This window comes from Pseudolysinimonas sp. (assembly GCF_039912695.1).
In the GTDB taxonomy this organism is placed as follows: Bacteria; Actinomycetota; Actinomycetes; order Actinomycetales; family Microbacteriaceae; genus Pseudolysinimonas_A.
This window is the reverse complement of sequence record NZ_JBDSPJ010000021.1, coordinates 136,515-155,186: the sequence shown is the minus strand read 5'-3', so window position 1 is coordinate 155,186 and position 18,672 is coordinate 136,515. Positions and strand designations below refer to the sequence as shown.

Genomic DNA, 18,672 nt, shown 5'->3' with positions numbered 1-18,672 from the left:
GTGAGCGCTGAGCCAGGTGAGCACGACGCCACCGACATCACCATCGCCTCCTACCAGGACGCGGCAGCTGTCTACCTCGAGCGCAGCCGACGCCCGAGCGCCGCGCTCACGGGGTACCTCGATGAGTTCGCCCGTCTGACGCGCGGAGGCCCGGTACTCGAGCTGGGCAGCGGGCCGGGGTGGGATGCCGAGTATCTCGCGGGGCTCGGCATCCACGTGACTCTCAGTGATGCAACTCCCGCCTTCGTCGAACGGCTTCGTGCGGCGGGTCACGACGCGCTCACCCTCGATGTACGCAGCGATCCACTCGGCGGCCCCTACCGCGGGATTCTGGCGGATGCGGTGCTGCTGCACCTCGATCGGATCGACTTCGCTCGCGCCCTCCGCGCCTGTCGGGCGGCCGTCGAGCCGACCGGAACGCTCGGCATCACGCTGAAGGAAGGTGACGGATCGGGCTGGTCGACCACCAAAATCGACCAGCCGCGCTTCTTCACGTATTGGCAGATCGACGATGTGCGGGCAGAGCTCGAGGCCGCGGGCTGGACTGACATCGTGATCGAGCGAATCGCGGGATCTCGAGAAACCTGGCTGTTCGTCATCGCGCGCGCGTCGGGCCCGGCCACCGGTGGCACGATGGGAACGTGACCACGCTCCACGACCCGAACTGGCGAGGCTTCGCCTCCGACAACTACGCCGGGGTTCACCCCGAAGTGATCACCGCGATCGCCGAGGCTAACGGCGGACATCAGATCTCCTACGGCGAAGACCTCTACACCGAGCGTCTTCATGAGGTGATGCGCGAGCAGTTCGGCGCGCAGGCCGAGGTCTTCCCGGTGTTCAACGGCACCGGAGCCAACGTGGTCGCCCTCACCTCCCTCGTGCCGCGTTGGGGCGCCGTCGTCGCGACGAAGACCGCGCACATCCACAGCGACGAGGGCGGCGCACCCGAGAAGGTGATGGGGCTCAAACTCTTTGTGGTGCCGACTCCGGATGGCAAGCTCACCCCCGACCTGATCGCTACTGAGGCATGGGGCTGGGGAGACGAGCACCGCGCCCAACCCCTCGCCGTGAGCATCACCCAGACCACGGAGCTGGGCACTCTGTACACGCCGGCCGAGGTGCGGGCGATCGCGGACTACGCACACGCGAACGGCATGGCGCTGCACATGGATGGCGCCCGCGTCTGGAACGCGGCCGCCGCCTTGGGCGTGCCGTTCGCTGCATTCACGTCGGATGCTGGCGTCGACATCCTGAGTTTCGGCGGGACCAAGAACGGGCTGATCGCCGCCGAGGCGGTCGTGGTGCTTGATCCGGCACGGGTTGAGGGGCTGATCTTCCTGCGCAAGACGACCATGCAGCTCTCGAGCAAGATGCGCTTCATGTCGGCGCAACTGCTGGCACTTTTCGAGGGAGGACTCGGGCTCGCCGCCGCGGGTCACGCCAACGCGATGGCCACGCGGCTGCGCGCGGCTCTCGACGATCTCACCCTGCCCGGACTCAGCTACAGCCAAGAGACCCAGGCCAACGCCGTCTTCGCCGTGCTCGACAACGCGGCGGCCGACCGCATCCGCGAGAAGGTGCGCTTCTATGACTGGGACCGCGCGTCCGGCGAGGTGCGGTGGATGACGGCTTGGGACACCACGGAAGCTGATGTCGACGCGTTCGTCGAGGTCATCCGCGCCGAACTCTCCTGAGTCGACCTCGGGAGGTGACAGGCTTAGGACTGTGACTACCGATGCGAAACGGCCCTGGCTCGACTCCTACGCTCCGGGGGTGCCTCACGAGATTGAGCTGCCCACGACATCGCTGGCCGATCTCATTGCCGAGTCGGTCACGAACTACCCCGACAACGTCGCGCTGGAATTCTTCGGACGCACAACGACGTACGCCGAGCTAGGCGATCAGATCGAACGCGCGGCCGAGGGCCTGCGTCGCCTCGGCGTCAAGAGGGGCGACACTGTCGCCATCGTTTTGCCAAACTGCCCTCAGCACGTCGCAGCTTTCTACGCCATCCTGCGTCTTGGCGCGATCGTGATCGAGCACAATCCGCTCTACACGCCGCGTGAGTTGCGCCACCAGTTTGAAGATCACGGCGCGAAGGTCGTCATCGCCTGGGACAAGGTGGTCGCGACCATCCAGGCTTTCCCCGCCGACGTCGCGGTCGACCACATCGTGTCGGTCGACATGACGCGTGCCATGCCGTTCGCGACCCGCGCTTTGCTGCGGCTGCCCATCAAACGCGCCCGCGAGAGTCGTACCGCGTTGACCACCAGAGTGTCGGGAACGACCCCGTGGGAGAAGGTGTTCGCCGACGTACCCCTCGCGCCCGAGGTGCCCGGGCCGGCCGTGGGGGATGTCGCCCTCATCCAATACACCTCCGGCACGACGGGTCACCCCAAGGGTGCGACCCTCACCCATCTGAACCTCGGCGTGAATGCGGCGCAGGCTCGAGCCTGGGTGCCCGACGTCAAGCGCGGCACCTCCGTCGTCTACGCGGTCCTGCCGCTGTTTCACGCCTACGGACTCACGCTGTGCCTGACTTTCGCGATGAGCATGGGCGCTCGCCTGGTGATGTTTCCGCGCTTCGATCCCGACCTGGTGCTGCCGGTCATCAAGAAGCGCCCGCCGACCTTCCTGCCCGCCGTGCCACCGATCATTGAACGTCTGACCCTTGCGGCCCAAGAGAAGGGCGTGAGCCTCGACGGCATCACGATCTCGATCTCCGGCGCGATGCCGCTGTCGGCCAAGGTCGTCGAACCGTGGGAGGCCGAGACTCACGGCTACCTCGTCGAGGGCTACGGCCTGAGCGAGACCAGCCCCGTGCTGATGGCGAACCCGGTTGCCACGAGCCGCAAAGCTGGCACCGTCGGCTTGCCGCTGCCGAACACCGAAGTGCGGGTGGTCGATCCGGAGACCGGAAAGGATGCCGCAACCGGCGAGCCCGGCGAACTCTGGGTGCGCGGACCGCAGGTGATGAGCGGCTACTGGAAGAAGCCGGAAGAGACCGCCGCTGTGTTCGACGGCGACTGGTTCAAGACCGGCGACATCGTTCAAATCGACGCCGACGGCTTCGTCAAGATCGTTGACCGCATCAAAGAGATGATCATCGTCGGCGGCTTCAAGGTCGCGCCGAGCGAGGTCGAAGATGCTCTGCGCGATTTCGCCGGGGTCGCCGACATCGCGATCGTCGGCATCCCGCAGTCCGATGGCGAAGAAGAGGTCGTGGCCGCTGTCGTGGCCGCCCCGGGCGTCACCGTCGACCCGGATGCGCTGCGCTCCTTCGCGCGCGAGACCCTGACGCCGTACAAGGTGCCCAAGCGCGTCGTGTTCGTGAAGGAACTGCCCAAGTCCCTGATCGGCAAGGTGCTGCGCAAGAAGGTTCGCGACTCCATCATCGAAGGCGACACCACGCCAAAGTCTTAACGGCTGAGCGGGGCCTCAGGGCGCAGCAGCACCTTCGTCGCGCGGCGCTCATCCATCGCGCGGTACGCCTCGGGAACCTCGGCGAGAGGCAGCTCGAGGTCGAAGACGCGGCCGGGGCGCAGGCGTCCGTCGAGCACCTCGGGCAGTAGTTCCGGCATAGTGTTTCGAACTGACGCGACGCCGCCGCGCAGGCCGACGTTGCTGCGGAACAGACGGCCGATCCTAAGGTCAGCGCCGTGCGGCACGCCGACGAACCCGACCTGCCCGCCGACTCGTGCGACGCGCAGCGACTGATCCATCGCCTCCTCGGTGCCGACGCATTCGAGCACGCGATCCGCCCCGATTCCGCCGGTGAGTTCGCGGATGCGCTCGACGCCCTCATCCCCACGTTCCTCGACGATGTCGGTCGCCCCGAAGTCGCGGGCCAGCTGCTGACGCTGCGGGGTGCGCGACATCGCGATCACCCGACCGGCTCCCAATCGGGTCGCGGCCAGCACTCCGCAGAGTCCCACCGCGCCGTCACCCACGACCACAACCGTGTCGCCCCTGCCGACTCCTGCAGAGAGAGCTGCGTGGTGGCCGGTGCCCATGACATCCGAGAGCGCGAGCAGGTCGGGGATGAGAGCTGCATCCGGGATGCCGGGGGTCGCGACCAGCGTGCCGTCGGCCATCGGCACGCGCACCAGTTCGCCCTGACCGCCATCGGCGAACGCGCCTTGCCGATCGTCAGTGCCCCAGAATCCACCGTTCAGGCAGTACGCCGAATAGCCGTAGAGACAGTTCGCGCAGGTCATGTCGCAGTAGTAGAACGGTGCAATCACGAAGTCCCCGACGGCGATCTTCGACACCTTCGGCCCGATCTGCTCGACAACGCCCACGAATTCGTGCCCGATCCGTCGCGGGGCGCGAACCGCGTCGACGCCGCGATACGGCCACAGGTCGGAACCGCAGACGCACGCCGCGACCACGCGAACGATCGCGTCATCGCCGGTCAGCAGAATCGGGTCGGGAACTTCTTCGGCGCGGATATCGTGGTCGCCGTAGATGAGAGTCGCGTGCACACTCCCACGGTAAGCCCGCTAGATGCCGACCAGAGTGCAGCGAATGTCCGGGATACCCGCGAACTTGCGGTCGGCCGTGACGAGCATCGCCCCTAGGTCTTCGGCGAGTGCCACGTATGCCGCATCGTAAGAGGTCGCGTTGTCAGCCAATTCAACAATTCGCGGAACTAACGGAACGGTTGGCCAGACGTCGAATTCGCGAGCGATAAGAACGTCTGCCTGGTGGCGAAACTCTGCGTCGTCGATGACCCCGCGACGGCGAGCCCCCCGGAGCGCATTGAGCACCTCGACTCGAAAGTGTTCTGGCACGACCCAGTGGGGATCGCGAGCCAACCGATCTGTCACGACTGCGGATGCTGTGCCGAGGGTGACCTCGAGCCACGCCGAGGCGTCAAGAACGATCACCCGGGCTCGCCGCGGACAGCCTCGACGGCGGAAATGCCGATCGCGCCAAGGATCTGACGGTCACGTTCTGCGCGCCCTTCGCGAATCAATTCTGAGATGTCGACCCCCTCCGCGATCCGAGGGGGTCGACGACGCACGTCCTCGAGCCACGCCAGATTCGCTGCCGACGCCGCCTCTCGACGTAGCACCTCGGCCAGAAAGAACTGGAGGGACGTGCCGCGACGTTCAGCTTCTTGAGCCAAGGCGTCCCGAACCCTTTCAGGAACATCTCGGATCTGGATGGCGACCATGCATGCATTTTAGCATGCATCACCACATGCTCTTGTGGGTGCCTCGCGCCACCGGGTGGCTCACCGGATTAGACCGCGGCAGTCGCCTGTCGCGAGACTCCCAGTCCTTCGCCGTCGAGATCGACCCGCACCGTATCGCCGTCACGGATATCGCCGCCGAGCAGCGCCCGGGCGAGCCTGTCATCGATCTCGTGCTGCATGAGTCGACGAAGCGGACGCGCTCCGTAGGTCGGGTCGTAGCCTCGCACCGCGAGCCACGCCCGAGCGTCAGGGGTGACTGCGAGCTGCAAGCGGCGCTCGGCGAGCCTTCGTTCGAGTCGATCGATATAGAGCGAGACAATCTGCCCGAGGTCTTCTTCGGTGAGTTGCGAAAACACCACGATGTCGTCGAGGCGGTTGACGAACTCCGGCTTGAACGCCTGACGCACGAGGTCGAGCACGGCATCCTGTTTCTGCTCCCGCGACAGCTTCGAGTCGACCAGAAACTGCGAGCCGAGGTTCGAGGTCAGGATCAGGATCGTGTTGCGGAAGTCGACCGTTCGACCCTGGCCGTCGGTCAGCCGCCCGTCGTCGAGCACCTGCAGCAGAAGATCGAACACTTCGGGATGCGCCTTCTCGACCTCGTCGAGGAGGATCACCGAGTACGGCCGACGCCGCACAGCTTCGGTCAGCTGCCCGCCCTGCTCGTAGCCGACGTACCCGGGAGGGGCGCCGACGAGCCGCGAGACCGAGAACTTCTCGCCGTACTCCGACATGTCGATGCGCACGAGCGCCTTCTCGTCGTCGAAGAGGTACTCAGCGAGCGCCTTCGCGAGTTCGGTCTTGCCGACACCGGTCGGGCCGAGGAACAGGAACGAGCCGGTCGGACGATCGGGGTCGGAGATGCCTGCCCGGGTGCGCCGCACGGCGTCGGCGACCGAACGCACGGCATCCCGCTGCCCGATCAGACGCTTGCCGAGTTCCGCCTCGAGGTGCAGCAGCTTCTCGGTCTCGCCCTGCTTGAGCTTGTCGACCGGGATGCCGGTCCAGGCCGCGACGACCGACGCGATGTCTTCATCGGTCACCTGGTCGTTGACCATCCGCGGCCCGGTGGGCTCGGCTTGCTCGGCCGCGGCGAGCCGCTGCTCGATGCCCGGGATCGCGCCGTACTTGAGCTTCGACGCCTTCTCGAGGTCGCTTTCGCGTAGCGCCTTCTCGAGCGCGATCGTCGCCTCGCTGAGCTGGGTCTTCAGGTCGCCGATCGAATGCAGCGACGCTTTCTCGGCCTGCCAGCGGGTCTGCAGAGAATCGAGCTGGCTCTCTTTGCCGACCAGGTCTTCGCGCAATTTCGCGAGCCGCGCTTTCGAGGCGTCGTCCTTCTCCTTCTTGAGGGCCAGCTCTTCGATGCGCAAGCGGTCGACGGCGCGCTTGAGTTCGTCGATTTCGACCGGGTTGGAGTCGATTTCCATCTTGAGTCGGCTCGCCGCCTCGTCGATCAGGTCGATTGCCTTGTCGGGAAGCTGACGGGCCGTGATGTAACGATTGGAGAGGGATGCCGCGGCGACGAGCGCGCTGTCGGCGATCGTCACCTTGTGGTGGGCTTCGTACCGCTCCTTGAGTCCGCGCAGGATGGCGATCGTGTCTTCGACCGACGGCTCGCCCACGTAGACCTGCTGGAAGCGGCGCTCAAGCGCGGCATCCTTCTCGATGTACTGGCGGTACTCATCGAGCGTCGTTGCGCCGATCAGGCGCAGCTCACCACGGGCGAGCATCGGCTTGAGCATGTTCGCCGCCGCGACCGAGCCTTCGCCGCCGCCTGCTCCCATCAGGGAGTGCAGTTCGTCGATGAAGGTGATGATCTGACCGTCGGACTCGGTGATCTGCTTGAGAACCGCTTTGAGCCGCTCCTCAAACTCGCCGCGGTACTTCGCGCCCGCGACGAGGGCTGCGAGGTCGAGCGAGATGAGCTGTTTGCCCTTGAGGGAGTCGGCGACATCTCCCGCGACGATGCGCTGAGCCAGCCCCTCGACGACCGCGGTCTTGCCGACGCCGGGTTCCCCGATGAGCACCGGGTTGTTCTTGGTGCGGCGGGTCAGCACCTGGCTGATGCGACGGATCTCAGAGTCACGCCCGATGACCGGATCAAGTTTTCCGGCGCGCGCGATTTCGGTGAGGTTGATGCCGTACTGCTCGAGCGGAGTCTTCTGCTCCTCCTGGCTGCTCGGAGCCCCTTGCATATTCGCCAATCCGTCTCCCCCTAGTCCCGCGCGCCGAACGGTCGCCAGACAACAATCGAGGTCGGCTTCTTGGTGCGTGTTCCCGCCCGCAGCGGGATGACATCCCCCTCAGATCCGGCGGCGAACACACGCCGTCCTGGGCGGTTGAGCAGCTCCTCGGCGAGCGCATGTTCGAGTTCGCGGACCCTGATCGCAAGCCCGGATACCTGGTTTTCCAACTCGAGGATGCGCCGGATGCCCTCGAGGTTGAGTCCCTCTGCCGAGAGCCGCGCGATTTCGCGGAGTTGCACAACATCCCGCATCGAGTAGCGGCGCGATTGCCCCGGGGTTCGTCGCGGACTGACCAGCCCGACCTTGTCGTACTGCCTCAGCGTCTGCGGGTGCATGCCGCTGAGTTCGGCCGCGACCGCGATCGCAAACAGAGGGCTGTTCTCGTCGAGGCGCTCTCCTGAGCCTCCCGAAACGTGAGGCATGGCACTCATCGCCCGCCGCGAGCCCGGGCGAGCAACTCGTCGCGGGGGTTCTGGGGAGCCAACTTCGCAAACGCCTCAAGTGCGTCGATTGCGGGAGTCGGGAGGTTGTCGGGCACCGCAATGACGACCTCGGCGAGCAGGTCGCCGGTGCCTTTCGACGTCGTGACGCCACGACCCTTCACGCGCAAAACTCGGCCGCTCGGGGTGCCGGCCGCGACCCGCAACTTCACAACGTCACCCTCGAGCGTCGGCACCTCGATCGTTGCGCCGAGCGCCGCCTCGGCAAAGGTGACCGGAACTTCGAGGCGAAGATTGAGCACATCGCGCTCGAACACGGGATGCGGGCGCACACTCACCGTGATGACCAGGTCTCCGGCTTCGCCACCGTCGGGGCTCGGCTGACCCTTGCCCTTGAGGCGGATCTTCTGGCCGTCGGCGACCCCGGCCGGAACCTTGACCTTGACCTCGCGCCCATCCTGCATCTTGAGGCCGACCGTGTCACCACGGATCGCGGTCAGAAAGTCGAGGGTCGTGTTCGCGGTGATGTCGCCGCCCTTGGTCGGGCCGCCGAATCCGCCGAAGCCGCCCGACGTCTGACCGAACCGGCCGCTGCCGCCACCGAACATTCCGCCGAGGATGTCGTCGAAGTCACTCGCCGTCGCCCGGCCACCGCGACCGAAGCCGCGAAAGATGTCTTCGAAGCCGGCGTTGCCGCCCGCGCCGCCAGCACCCGGCGAGGTGAATCGTGCACCTGACCCCATCGCGCGAATCTGGTCGTACTCGGTGCGCAGCTCGGGATCCGAGAGCACCGCGTAGGCCTCGCTGATCTCTTTGAAGCGCGCCTCGGCTTTCGCATCCCCGGCATTTGAGTCGGGATGATGCTGCCGCGCGAGCTTGCGGTAGGTCTTCTTGAGGTCGGGCGCAGCGACATCCTTAGCGACGCCGAGCACGGCGTAAAAGTCCTTGTCGAACCAGTCCTGACTGGCCATTCGTCCTCGGATTCCTACTCGTGCGATGCGTCGGGGACGCGGGGTGGGACGGCGCTATTCGGGGGAGGAGACGGCGACCTTGGCGGCGCGGATGAGGCGATCGCCGATCTGGTAACCGGTCTCGATGACATCGGCGATGGTGTCGAACTTCACGTCCGAACTCGGCAGCCGGACGACCGCGTCGTGCAGCTTCGGGTCGAACCGTTCGCCCTTTGCGCCCACCTGAGTCAGGCCGTACTTCTGGAAAGCGGCCCTGATCTTCTGCGCCACGATCGCGAGCGGGCCGCCCTCGGTGAGATCACCATGAGCTTCGGCCCGATCGAGGTCGTCGATCGCGGGCAACAGCGAGCGGATGACTTCGGCAATGACCGCGTCGCGGTTCGCCTGACGATCACGTTCGACGCGGGTGCGGAAGTTTTTCAACTCCGCTTCCGCGCGTGCTGCGCGCTCCCGGTACTCCCCGACCAGATCGCGTTCGGCCGATGCCAGCAGTTCAAGGTCTTCGTCCGAGAACTCCGAATCGGGCCCCTCGGCCTGAATCAGGGGGATGTCTTCCCCGCCGTCGGGCGCTTCGTCGATCGCGGGTTCGTCCGAGTCGGTCACCGGTTCGGTGACCGACTCATCCGTACGCGCCTCCCCGGTTTCGGGGTCGATCTTGCGCTTGTTGTTGATCTTGGGCTCGTCTTCGTCCTGGTCAGCCATTACTTCTTCTTGGGCTCGTCGGGCTTCGTGTCATCGGGCTTGGCGTCATCGTCTTCGACGATCTCGGCGTCAACGATGTCTTCGTCAGTCGCCTCGCCCGCCGCAGCCGACCCGGCACCCGACTCCTCGGGCTCCGGAGTGGCAGCAGAGTAGATCGCTTCACCCAGTTTGGTCTGACTGGCGTTCAATTTGTCGAACGCCGACTTCACGACGTCGTCATCCTCGCCCTGCAGTGCCGTCTTCAGCGCATCGACGTCGCCCTGAACCTCGGTCTTGACGTCATCCGGCAGCTTGTCGTCGTTCTCCTTGATCAGTTTGTCGATCGAGTACACGAGTTGCTCGGCGCTGTTGCGAACCTCCGCCGACTCGCGCCGCACCTTGTCTTCGGCTGCGTGCTCTTCGGCTTCGCGAACCATGCGCTCGATGTCTTCCTTAGGCAGCGACGAGCCGCCGGTGATCGTCATCGACTGCTCCTTGCTGGTTCCCTTGTCCTTCGCCGAGACGTGCACGATGCCGTTCGCGTCGATGTCGAAGGTGACCTCAATCTGCGGCACGCCACGGGGGGCCGGAGCGATGCCTGTGAGCTCGAAGGTGCCCAGCGGCTTGTTGTCGCGGGTGAACTCGCGTTCGCCCTGGAAGACCTGGATCGCGACCGACGGCTGGTTGTCGTCGGCGGTCGTGAACGTCTCGCTGCGCTTGGTCGGGATGGCGGTATTGCGCTCGATGAGCTTCGTCATGATGCCGCCCTTGGTCTCGATCCCGAGGCTCAGGGGGGTGACGTCGATCAGCAGGATGTCTTTGCGCTCGCCCTTCAGCACGCCGGCCTGGAGGGCGGCGCCGACGGCGACCACCTCGTCCGGGTTGACGCCCTTGTTGGGATCCCGGCCGCCCAGCTCCTTCTTGACCAACTCTGCGACGGCGGGCATGCGGGTCGAACCACCGACCAGCACGACGTGCGAGATGTCGGCGACCTTGATGCCGGCTTCCTTGATGACGTCCTGGAACGGCTTCTTGGTGCGGTCAAGCAGGTCGGCCGTCATCTTCTCGAACTGGGCCCGAGTGATCGACTCGTCGAGGTTCGCCGGGCCGTTCTCGGTCAGGGAGAGGTACGGCAACTGGATGGTCGCGGTCGTCGAGGAGGAGAGTTCCTTCTTCGCCTGCTCCGCGGCTTCCTTGAGGCGCTGCAGCGCGATCTTGTCCTTCGAGACATCGACCCCGGTCGTCTCCTTGAACTTCTTGATCAAGTACTCGACGATGCGCTGATCCCAGTCGTCGCCGCCGAGGCGGTTGTCGCCTGCGGTCGAGCGCACCTGGATGGTGGAGAAGTCGTCGTCTTTGCCCACCTCGAGCAGCGAGACGTCGAACGTGCCGCCACCGAGGTCGAAGACCAGGATGAGCTCGTCTTCCTTGCCCCGATCGAGGCCGTAGGCGAGCGCGGCCGCGGTCGGCTCGTTGATGATGCGCAGCACGTTGAGCCCGGCAACCTCACCGGCCTCTTTGGTGGCCTGGCGCTCGGCGTCGTTAAAGTACGCTGGAACGGTGATGACGGCATCCGTCACGTCTTCGCCCAGGTACTGCTCGGCGTCGCGCTTCAGCTTCGCCAGGATGCGGGCCGAGATCTCTTGCGGCGTGTACTTCTTGCCGTCGATGTCGGTCTTCCAGTCGGTGCCCATGTGGCGCTTGACACTGGAGATGGTGCGGTCGACGTTGGTGACGGCCTGGCGCTTCGCGGTCTCGCCGACGAGCACCTCGCCGTCTTTCGTGAAGGCGACGACCGAGGGGGTCGTGCGGAAGCCTTCGGCGTTCGCGATGACGGTGGGTTCTCCACCTTCGAGCACGGCCACCACGGAGTTCGTGGTGCCGAGGTCGATTCCGACTGCGCGTGCCATGTTCGGTTGTGCTCCTTGAGTTCGTGGATGCGGCCCGGTGGCTGAGCAGTCGGCGTAGCCGACGTGTCGAAGCCTTGAGTCGCGTTGTGTCAAGTTTCATCGCGAGTGACCGCTTTGTCAAGAGAAGTTGAGCGTCCCCGACTCAACTCACAGTCAGCGCCTCCGGAGTAGGTTGCACGTGACCCGGAATCAGCGTGGATACCGGGCGTTCACCTCACGGAAGTAGCGTGCCCGCCATGACCGATCCGAAGCCCGGCGACTCCGTTCCCACGCCGCCGCCCACCGCCAACACCTTGTCCATCGGGCCGCTCGGCTCGCTGCACTCCGAGCCCGACGACGGCAAGGTCGTTCCGCGCAAGCAGGTCGTCTCCTGGGCCTTCTGGGACTGGGCGACACAGCCGTTCAACTCGGTCATCCTGACCTTCGTCTTCGCCTCCCTCTACCTCGTCTCCGATAACTTTCTGCCCGCGGATGTCGCGGCGCTCGCCGACACCGATCCGGTGAAGCAGCAGGCTCTCGCGAGCCTCGCGAGCGGCTACGGGCTCGTCACGACCCTTGCGGGGGTCTTGATCTTCTTGCTCGCCCCGGTGCTCGGGCAACGCGCGGATGCCACCGGTCGCAAGAAGGGCGCGCTGATGCTCTTCACCGGCATCCTTGCGCTGTTGCAGTTCGCGCTCTTCTTCATCCACGCCGACCCGACGTACTTCTGGACGGGCGCCGCGATCCTTGCCATCGGTGCCGTGATCTCCGAGATCGCCGGTGTCAACTACAACGCGATGCTGCACCAAGTGTCGACCCGCGCGACGATCGGCAAGGTCTCCGGTCTCGGCTGGGGTCTCGGCTACATCGGCGGCATTGTCGCGCTCATCATTGTCGTTGCGCTGAAGTTCGCGGACTGGTTCGGCATCGATATCTCCGACGGTCTTGCTTATCGGCTGATCGCAGTCGGGTGCGCGGTGTGGACCGTGATCTTCTCGATCCCAATCTTCGTGAACGTTCCGGAGGGGCTTCCCTCTGCCGACGCCTCTCGACGCAAGGTCAACTTCTTCCAGGGCTACGTGCTCCTGGTGAAAGACCTCGTTCGGCTGTTCAAGAACTCGCGTCCGGCGTTTTGGTTCCTGTTCGCGAGTGCGATCTACCGCGACGGTCTCGCGGGGGTCTTCGCCTTCGGCGCCATTCTCGCGTCAGTGGCGTTCGGCTTCTCGGATACCGAGGTGCTCATTTTCGGCATCGCCGCGAACGTCGTCGCTGGCATCTCGACCATCTTCGCCGGACGCGCCGACGACCGCTTCGGCCCGAAGGCCGTCATCGTGTTCGCGCTCATTGGACTCGTCGCGATGGCAATCGTCGTCTTCTCCTTCCACGACGCGGGCAAGGTTGTCTTCTGGGCTGGCGGACTTGTCCTTTCGGCATTCGTCGGGCCGGCGCAGGCGGCGAGCCGTTCACTCCTCGCGCGAGTCACCCCGATCGGATTGCAGGGCGAGATCTTCGGCCTGTATGCCACGACGGGTCGTGTCGCGTCGTTCCTATCGCCGGCGATGTGGACGCTGTTCATCGCGATCTCGGGATCCACAATCTTCGGGGTCCTCGGCATCGCGATCGTGCTCGTCGTTGGCCTCGTGTTGCTCCTGCTGGTGAAACTGCCCGACCTCCGGGCACACCCGAAGGGCGAACTACCCGGGGCGCTCGACTAGGCGGGCTCGCGCTCCTCATCCCGATCCGTTCACCGCGGCGAGTCGCGGGTGAAGTCGACGACCGGCTGCCTGAAGGACCGCTCGCATAGGGCGTTGACGACGGTCGCGATCAACAGGATCGTGACAGCGAATCGGTGCTCTGCGCCCATTCTTTTCTCAGTCGGGCGTGAAGAAAATGCTAGCGTCGAGATATCAACCGGATAGGGGAGGAATCGGGAATGAAGAAGAAGTTCGCGCTGGGGTTGGCGGGGTTTGTCGCGGCAGGAGCCTTGGTATTTGGCGTTGCCGCACCGGCGTCCGCCTGGTACCTCACGGGGTTCAACACCTATAGCGACTGCTCCTGGTCTGCCTACGGCAAGCGCCTGCAAGGAGCCACCATCACCGAGGGCTGCCACCTGCGCCCCTACGACGGCAAGTGGGCGTACTCCTACGAGTGGTAACCACTGATATCGCGGGATGTCATCCGCGCTAGCAGAGGCACGACAGCACGGCGTAGACGATCAGCAACATCGTGACGGCGAATCCGGTGACGAAGTTGAGCCACAGGAACCGGCGCCAGCCGCGGTTGGCGGTCGGCGCGGTCTCGTCGGTGACCCGCCACCACGGCAGCGCGTTGACGACGTAGGGCACGGCGAGAACGGCAGCCAGCCACCCCGGCCACGGCAGGGCGAGCAACAGGATGCCGGCGAGCAGATACAGCGTCACCGACAGCCTCACGGTGCGGCGAGAGCCGATCACGGTTGCGACGGAGCCGATGCCTCCTTCGCGGTCGGCTACGACATCCTGAACCGCTCCAAACGCATGCGACGCCGCGCCCCACAGGAAGAACGCGGCGAGCAACGCGTACAGGCCAGACGTGAAGGTGGCGCCGGCGAGCAGCAGACCGTAGACGGCAGGCGAGACGAAGTGGGTGGCGGAGGTGAGCGAGTCGAGGAACGGCCGCTCCTTGAAGCGCAGCCCTTTCGCCGAATAGGCGACGACCGCGAACAGGCTGACCGCGAGAGCGATCCAGGATGCCGGACCCCCGACGACCACCAGGTACACGACGAACGGCAGCGCCACGATGCCCGACAGCCAGAGCACGAGCCGGTGCCACTTCGGGTCGAGCAGGGCACCCTCGACGCCGCCCTTGCGCGGGTTGCGCAGATCGGACTCGTAGTCGAAGACATCGTTGATGCCGTACATCGCGAAGTTGTACGGGATGAGAAAGAACAGTGTTCCGATGATCAGGGTCGCATCGACGGCCTGAGTGGTCATCAGGTAGGCCGCCGCGAAGGGGAAGGCCGTGTTCACCCAGCTCAGCGGACGACTGGTGAGAAAGAGCGCGCGGATCACGGGGTCACCTTCCGCGGAGCGAGCAACGACCACAGCGACGGCAGCAGGACGAGGGCAGCGATCGCGTAACAGAAATCCTCGAGGGGGGCGACGCCGATCAGGATGCCGCTGATCCGGTCGCGCGCGTAACCCACGATGCCGGTGCCGACCAGCACGTTGTCGAACACGGCGGTGAGGATCAGGAGCGGGATCGCGGCGAGCCCGACCGCCCGCCAGCGGGGGGATCGGCGGGTGAGGATCGCGGCCACTGCCACCACGGCGACGACACCCAGAAAGAGTGCATTCAGCGCCCAATAGGTCATCGGGGCTCGGTTTCGACACGCCGCGTTCCGCGACTGCTCAACCAGCGGGTTACCGCACCGTACAAGTTCATGCACAGGTAGCAGAGCAGGGCGAGGAAGAAGACCTCCTCGAGGGGCAACTCCGCGCCGATCAACACCCCGGTGAGGATGCCGGGGTTACCGCGAAAGAAGATGCCGAGCGAGATGCCGGCGACATCCCAGACCAGGAAGAACGCGATCCCGAGCGCCAGGGTGATCGCCGCGCGCGCCGGCGCGACCCAGAAAAACAGGCGGAAGCGAGCATCCAGAACCACCATGCCGGTAAGTGCGACCAGCAGGCCGGCGAGATAGAGGAAGCTCACGCGAGCGCTTCGGAAGTCTTGGCCTTCGTCGCCCGCAACGGCTCGGGCAACGGTCCAGCCGATGTGTCACCGCGCAACCTCTTCACGATCAGTTCCGCCGAGATCAGACACATCGGCAACCCGATCCCCGGGATCGTCGACGAGCCGACGTAGTACAGATTGTCGACACGCTTGCTCTTGTTGCCCGGGCGGAAGAACGCGCTCTGCCGGAGGGTGTGGGCGGGCCCGAGAGCGGTGCCCTTCCAGGCGTGCAGGGTGTCGACGAAGTCGGCCGGTCCGATGGTGCGGCGCAGCACGATGCGCGACGCGAGATCCGGGATGCCGCCCCAGTCCGCCATCCGGGCGATGACTTCGTCGGCGAGCGCCTCGATCGCCGCATCGCCTGCGCCCTCGACGCCGCCGTGCCCGAGGCCGGGATCCGCGGGAAGCGGTACCAGCACGAACACGTTTTCGGTCCCCTCCGGCGCCACGGACGCATCGACGCCGCTCGGTTTGCACACGTAAAACGACGGCGTACCGGGTACGCGCGGGTGGGAGCCGAAGATCGCCTCGAAGTTCTCGGCCCAGGCTTCGGCGAAGAACAGCGTGTGATGCTCGAGCTGCGGCAGTTCTCCCTCGATGCCGAGCAGCACCAGGAGTGCGCTCGGGCCGGCGACCGCTTTGCGCCAGTACGCCTCGGGGTAGCTGCGCGTCGCCGGATCGTCGAGCAGTTGGGTTTCGGTGTGGTGGAGGTCGGCGCCCGAAATCACGAGGTCGGCGTCGATGAACTCCACGCCGTTCGGTCCCAGCACCTCGACGCCGGTAGCGGCGCGCTTCGTCACGAGAATCCGCCGCACCTCGACGCCGGTGCGCAGCTCGGCTCCGGCATCCCTCGCGAGAGCGGCGACCGACTCGATCACGGTCGTGAAACCACCGACCGGGTAGTAGACGCCGTCGACCAGATCGAGGTGACTCATCAGCGAATACATGCTCGGGGTGAGCGCGGGCGCCGAGCCCAGGAAAACTGCCGGGTAGCCCAGTACCTGTCGAAGTCGCGAGTCGCGCACCGTTCGGTTCACGAGCCGGTCGAGGGGTTCGAGCAGAAGTCGGCCGAGTCGACCACCCTTCGCCGCGACGTCTCCGCCGAAGACAGGCCTGAGTCGCGCGAACGTGGTGTAGAGAAAGCGGGCGAGGGCGAGGTCGTAGATCTCCTTCGCCCGGTCGAGGTACTTCGCGACCTTCAGCGCCGATCCCGGTTCCAGTGCTTCGAACGTCTCGAGGGTCTCTTCGACATCGGCTGCGACGTCGAGCGGTTCGGTGTGGCCCTCCGCGTAGACCCGGTAGCCCGGATCGAGCTGCACGAGATCGAGTTGTTCGGCAGCCGTTGTGCCCATCAGCCGGTAGAAGTGGTCAAACACTTCGGGCATCAGGTACCACGACGGACCGGTATCGAAGCGGAACCCGTCGCTTTCCCACGAGCCCGCGCGACCGCCGACAGTTTCGTTGCGTTCAAGCAGCACGACGTCGTGACCTTCGCGAGCGAGCAGTGCGGCCGTTGCCAGCCCGCCGATTCCACCGCCGATGATCGCCACGCGACTCATGCTCGGCCACCGCTCAGAGCCGCGGCGCCCAGCGCAATGCGCAGTTTCACCGGATCGGGCACGCGCACCCGGGTGCGCACCAGCTCGGATGCCGGGGTACGCCGGATGCGCCGCGAGAGTTCGGCAAACAGTCGTTGCGCGAGCGCGACCGCCCGCCGCGAACTGATCGGAAGCAGCGGCAGCGTTCGCGCGGCGACCTCGAGATCGTGGTCGATGTCGCCGAGAAGTCGCACCTTCTCATCCTCGGTCAAATGCGCGACGTCGATCCCCGGAAAGTAGCTGCGCCCGAGCGTGTCGTGGTCGGCCGCGAGGTCACGCAGAAAGTTCACCTTCTGAAACGCTGCCCCGAGGGCGCGGGCTCCGGCCTCCAGAGTTTCCAGCTCGTCGGGCGTGTACGGCACCGCGGCATCGCGGATGAAAACCCGCAGGCACATCAGCCCGACCACTTCGGCGGACCCGTAGACGTAGGCGGCGAAACTCGCGGCGTCGTGCTGGGTCGCCGTCAGATCGGCGCGCATCGAGGCGAAGAACGGACGGGTCAACTCGGAACCGAAGTCGGCATCCCGAGCGGTGCGCGCGAAAGCGTGCACGACGAGGTTCGCGCTGTACCCCTCGTCGAGAGCGCGTTCGGTCTCGGCTTCCAGCTCGTTCAGGATGCGTCCGGCGACGAGTACTCCGACACCCGCCTCCTCGGCCCCGCCGTCAACGACCTCGTCCGCGACCCGCACGAGGGCGTAGATGTTCTCGACCGACTGACGCACGCCGACCCCGAGAAGGCGAGACGCCATCCCGAACGACGTTGAATAGCGACGGATGACGAGAGACGCGGTCTGTTCGGCAACCGACCCATAGAGATCGAGTCGCGGGCCGCCGTCATCCCGTTTCTTCGACGTTTTCGAGCGGCTCACTTTGCCCGCCCGAGCACGGCGTCGGCCACCGGGTGCAGTTCGGCGCGCAGGCGTTCGGGGATGTGTGACTCGACCAGCCGCGTAACGGCGCGGTTGGCGTAGTACCGCGCGAGGCCCTCCCCGAAGGTTCGGGCTCCGGAATCGACGAGGTGAGTGCGCAGTCGGGCCGCGTCAGCGTCCGTTAGCGACGGATCGCCGAACAGCGGCGCGAGTTCATCCCAGCCGCGGGCCGCGGCGGCGTAGGCAATGAGCACCGTGCGCTTACCCTCCCGCAGGTCGCCGATCGTGGTCTTACCGGTCTCGGCTTCGGCACCGAACACTCCGAGCACGTCGTCGACCAACTGGTAGGCGATGCCGATGTCGCGGCCGAACTCACCCAGGGTCTCGATGATCTCCTCGGCCGCCCCGGCGAGGATCGCCCCCGCCTGCAGCGGCCCCTCGAACGAGTAGACCGCGGTCTTCAGACGCTCCATCGTCAGGATGTCGTCAACGTGCGGATCTTCGGGTTTCAGGGCGAAGTCGATGTCGATGAGTTCGCCTGCCGCGCTGGCAAAGAGGGCGTCATCCATCACTTCGAGTAGTCGGGCGCGCACGTCGTCGCTCACTCCGCTGCGGTCGATCAACCGGTAGGCGTTGAACAGGGCGAGGTCGCCGGCGATCACTGCCGCGCTTGAGCCGTGGTGCTCGGCCGCCGAGAGTTCCACCCCGGCGGCGAGAGCCTCGTCGCGATAGACGCCGGCGACGTTGGGCGTTCCGCGCCGCGCGAAGTCGTGATCGATCACATCGTCGTGCAGACAAAGGGCCGTGTGCAGCAGCTCGAAAGCCGCTCCCACATTCGCGGCGGCTTCGTAATCGGTTCCGCCGAGGGCGCCGTATGCGGCAAAAACCATCCGCGGACGAAAACGTTTGCCGCCGGTCGTCGACGCCTCGATCTGTCGCCAGAGTTCGACATATGTCGGCCCCAGAGGCTCGGCGCGCTTGCGGGCTAGGCTGAACAAACGCGCCAAAACGGCGTCGACGTGCGACTGCCGCTCAGCGGCAACCGCCGGGCCCGCATCCATTTA

At 65.8% G+C, this 18,672-nt stretch carries 19 protein-coding genes; 5 read left to right on the top strand and 14 right to left on the bottom strand.

The features are described 5' to 3' along the window. Genes ABIR17_RS08150 through ABIR17_RS08140 form a run of 3 tightly spaced genes read left to right on the top strand, consistent with a single transcriptional unit; the run spans position 1 to position 3,423 of the window. Positions 1 to 645, top strand: a complete 645-nt coding sequence (locus ABIR17_RS08150) for a methyltransferase domain-containing protein (protein ID WP_348003876.1) — start codon at positions 1 to 3, stop codon at positions 643 to 645. Continuing rightward, a complete protein-coding gene (locus ABIR17_RS08145; RefSeq protein WP_348003875.1) occupies positions 642 to 1,694 on the top strand; it encodes a beta-eliminating lyase-related protein in 1,053 nt (350 codons plus the stop codon). Before ABIR17_RS08150 ends, ABIR17_RS08145 begins: the two co-directional genes overlap by 4 nt. Positions 1,695 to 1,725: 31 nt before the next feature. Next, positions 1,726 to 3,423, top strand: a complete 1,698-nt coding sequence (locus ABIR17_RS08140; RefSeq protein WP_348003874.1) for a long-chain-fatty-acid--CoA ligase — start codon at positions 1,726 to 1,728, stop codon at positions 3,421 to 3,423. Here the strand turns inward: ABIR17_RS08140 and ABIR17_RS08135 are convergent. From ABIR17_RS08135 to dnaK, 8 genes are all read right to left on the bottom strand, one after another. Continuing rightward, positions 3,420 to 4,484, bottom strand: coding sequence for a zinc-binding dehydrogenase (locus ABIR17_RS08135; protein ID WP_348003873.1), 1,065 nt, complete (start codon positions 4,482 to 4,484; stop codon positions 3,420 to 3,422). The two genes, ABIR17_RS08140 and ABIR17_RS08135, sit on opposite strands and share 4 nt — an antisense overlap. Positions 4,485 to 4,502: 18 nt before the next feature. Then, positions 4,503 to 4,889, bottom strand: a complete 387-nt coding sequence (locus ABIR17_RS08130; RefSeq protein ID WP_348003872.1) for a type II toxin-antitoxin system VapC family toxin — start codon at positions 4,887 to 4,889, stop codon at positions 4,503 to 4,505. Beyond that, positions 4,886 to 5,179 carry a hypothetical protein gene (locus ABIR17_RS08125; RefSeq protein WP_348003871.1) on the bottom strand — a complete coding sequence of 98 codons (294 nt, stop codon included), beginning with the start codon at positions 5,177 to 5,179 and terminating at the stop codon, positions 4,886 to 4,888. The genes ABIR17_RS08130 and ABIR17_RS08125 overlap by 4 nt, the downstream gene beginning before the upstream one ends. Positions 5,180 to 5,247: 68 nt before the next feature. Beyond that, positions 5,248 to 7,404: an AAA family ATPase gene (locus ABIR17_RS08120; protein ID WP_348003870.1), complete on the bottom strand. Its 2,157-nt coding sequence runs from the start codon at positions 7,402 to 7,404 to the stop codon at positions 5,248 to 5,250. An 11-nt stretch (positions 7,405 to 7,415) separates the two neighbouring features. Beyond that, positions 7,416 to 7,877, bottom strand: a complete 462-nt coding sequence (locus ABIR17_RS08115) for a MerR family transcriptional regulator (protein ID WP_348003869.1) — start codon at positions 7,875 to 7,877, stop codon at positions 7,416 to 7,418. After that, positions 7,874 to 8,857 (bottom strand): DnaJ C-terminal domain-containing protein, encoded by a 984-nt coding sequence (locus tag ABIR17_RS08110; RefSeq protein WP_348003868.1) that lies wholly within the window; start codon positions 8,855 to 8,857, stop codon positions 7,874 to 7,876. The genes ABIR17_RS08115 and ABIR17_RS08110 overlap by 4 nt, the downstream gene beginning before the upstream one ends. Before the next feature lie 54 nt (positions 8,858 to 8,911). After that, positions 8,912 to 9,559: a nucleotide exchange factor GrpE gene (locus ABIR17_RS08105; RefSeq protein ID WP_348003867.1), complete on the bottom strand. Its 648-nt coding sequence runs from the start codon at positions 9,557 to 9,559 to the stop codon at positions 8,912 to 8,914. Further along, positions 9,559 to 11,448: a molecular chaperone DnaK gene (gene dnaK / locus ABIR17_RS08100; protein ID WP_348003866.1), complete on the bottom strand. Its 1,890-nt coding sequence runs from the start codon at positions 11,446 to 11,448 to the stop codon at positions 9,559 to 9,561. Before dnaK ends, ABIR17_RS08105 begins: the two co-directional genes overlap by 1 nt. Before the next feature lie 236 nt (positions 11,449 to 11,684). Between dnaK and ABIR17_RS08095 the strand changes: the two genes are divergently transcribed. Then, positions 11,685 to 13,142 (top strand): MFS transporter, encoded by a 1,458-nt coding sequence (locus ABIR17_RS08095; RefSeq protein WP_348003865.1) that lies wholly within the window; start codon positions 11,685 to 11,687, stop codon positions 13,140 to 13,142. Between the two features lie 218 nt (positions 13,143 to 13,360). Further along, on the top strand, positions 13,361 to 13,582 hold the full coding sequence (locus tag ABIR17_RS08090) for a hypothetical protein (RefSeq protein WP_348003864.1): 222 nt from the start codon (positions 13,361 to 13,363) through the stop codon (positions 13,580 to 13,582). Positions 13,583 to 13,610: 28 nt separating this feature from the next. Here the strand turns inward: ABIR17_RS08090 and ABIR17_RS08085 are convergent, their stop codons facing one another. From ABIR17_RS08085 to ABIR17_RS08060, 6 genes are read right to left on the bottom strand one after another with little or no spacing between them, the layout of a single operon-like run. Next, positions 13,611 to 14,477 (bottom strand): prenyltransferase, encoded by an 867-nt coding sequence (locus ABIR17_RS08085; RefSeq protein ID WP_348003863.1) that lies wholly within the window; start codon positions 14,475 to 14,477, stop codon positions 13,611 to 13,613. Beyond that, positions 14,474 to 14,779 carry a lycopene cyclase domain-containing protein gene (locus ABIR17_RS08080; protein ID WP_348003862.1) on the bottom strand — a complete coding sequence of 102 codons (306 nt, stop codon included), beginning with the start codon at positions 14,777 to 14,779 and terminating at the stop codon, positions 14,474 to 14,476. Before ABIR17_RS08080 ends, ABIR17_RS08085 begins: the two co-directional genes overlap by 4 nt. Then, positions 14,776 to 15,120, bottom strand: a complete 345-nt coding sequence (locus ABIR17_RS08075; RefSeq protein WP_348003861.1) for a lycopene cyclase domain-containing protein — start codon at positions 15,118 to 15,120, stop codon at positions 14,776 to 14,778. The genes ABIR17_RS08080 and ABIR17_RS08075 overlap by 4 nt, the downstream gene beginning before the upstream one ends. Continuing rightward, positions 15,117 to 16,700 carry a phytoene desaturase family protein gene (gene crtI, locus ABIR17_RS08070; RefSeq protein WP_348003860.1) on the bottom strand — a complete coding sequence of 528 codons (1,584 nt, stop codon included), beginning with the start codon at positions 16,698 to 16,700 and terminating at the stop codon, positions 15,117 to 15,119. Before crtI ends, ABIR17_RS08075 begins: the two co-directional genes overlap by 4 nt. After that, the gene (locus ABIR17_RS08065; protein ID WP_348003859.1) at positions 16,697 to 17,608 is read right to left on the bottom strand and encodes a squalene/phytoene synthase family protein; all 912 of its coding nucleotides are present in this window, start codon (positions 17,606 to 17,608) and stop codon (positions 16,697 to 16,699) included. The genes crtI and ABIR17_RS08065 overlap by 4 nt, the downstream gene beginning before the upstream one ends. Next, on the bottom strand, positions 17,605 to 18,669 hold the full coding sequence (locus ABIR17_RS08060; RefSeq protein ID WP_348003858.1) for a polyprenyl synthetase family protein: 1,065 nt from the start codon (positions 18,667 to 18,669) through the stop codon (positions 17,605 to 17,607). The genes ABIR17_RS08065 and ABIR17_RS08060 overlap by 4 nt, the downstream gene beginning before the upstream one ends. Positions 18,670 to 18,672: the final 3 nt, after the last annotated feature.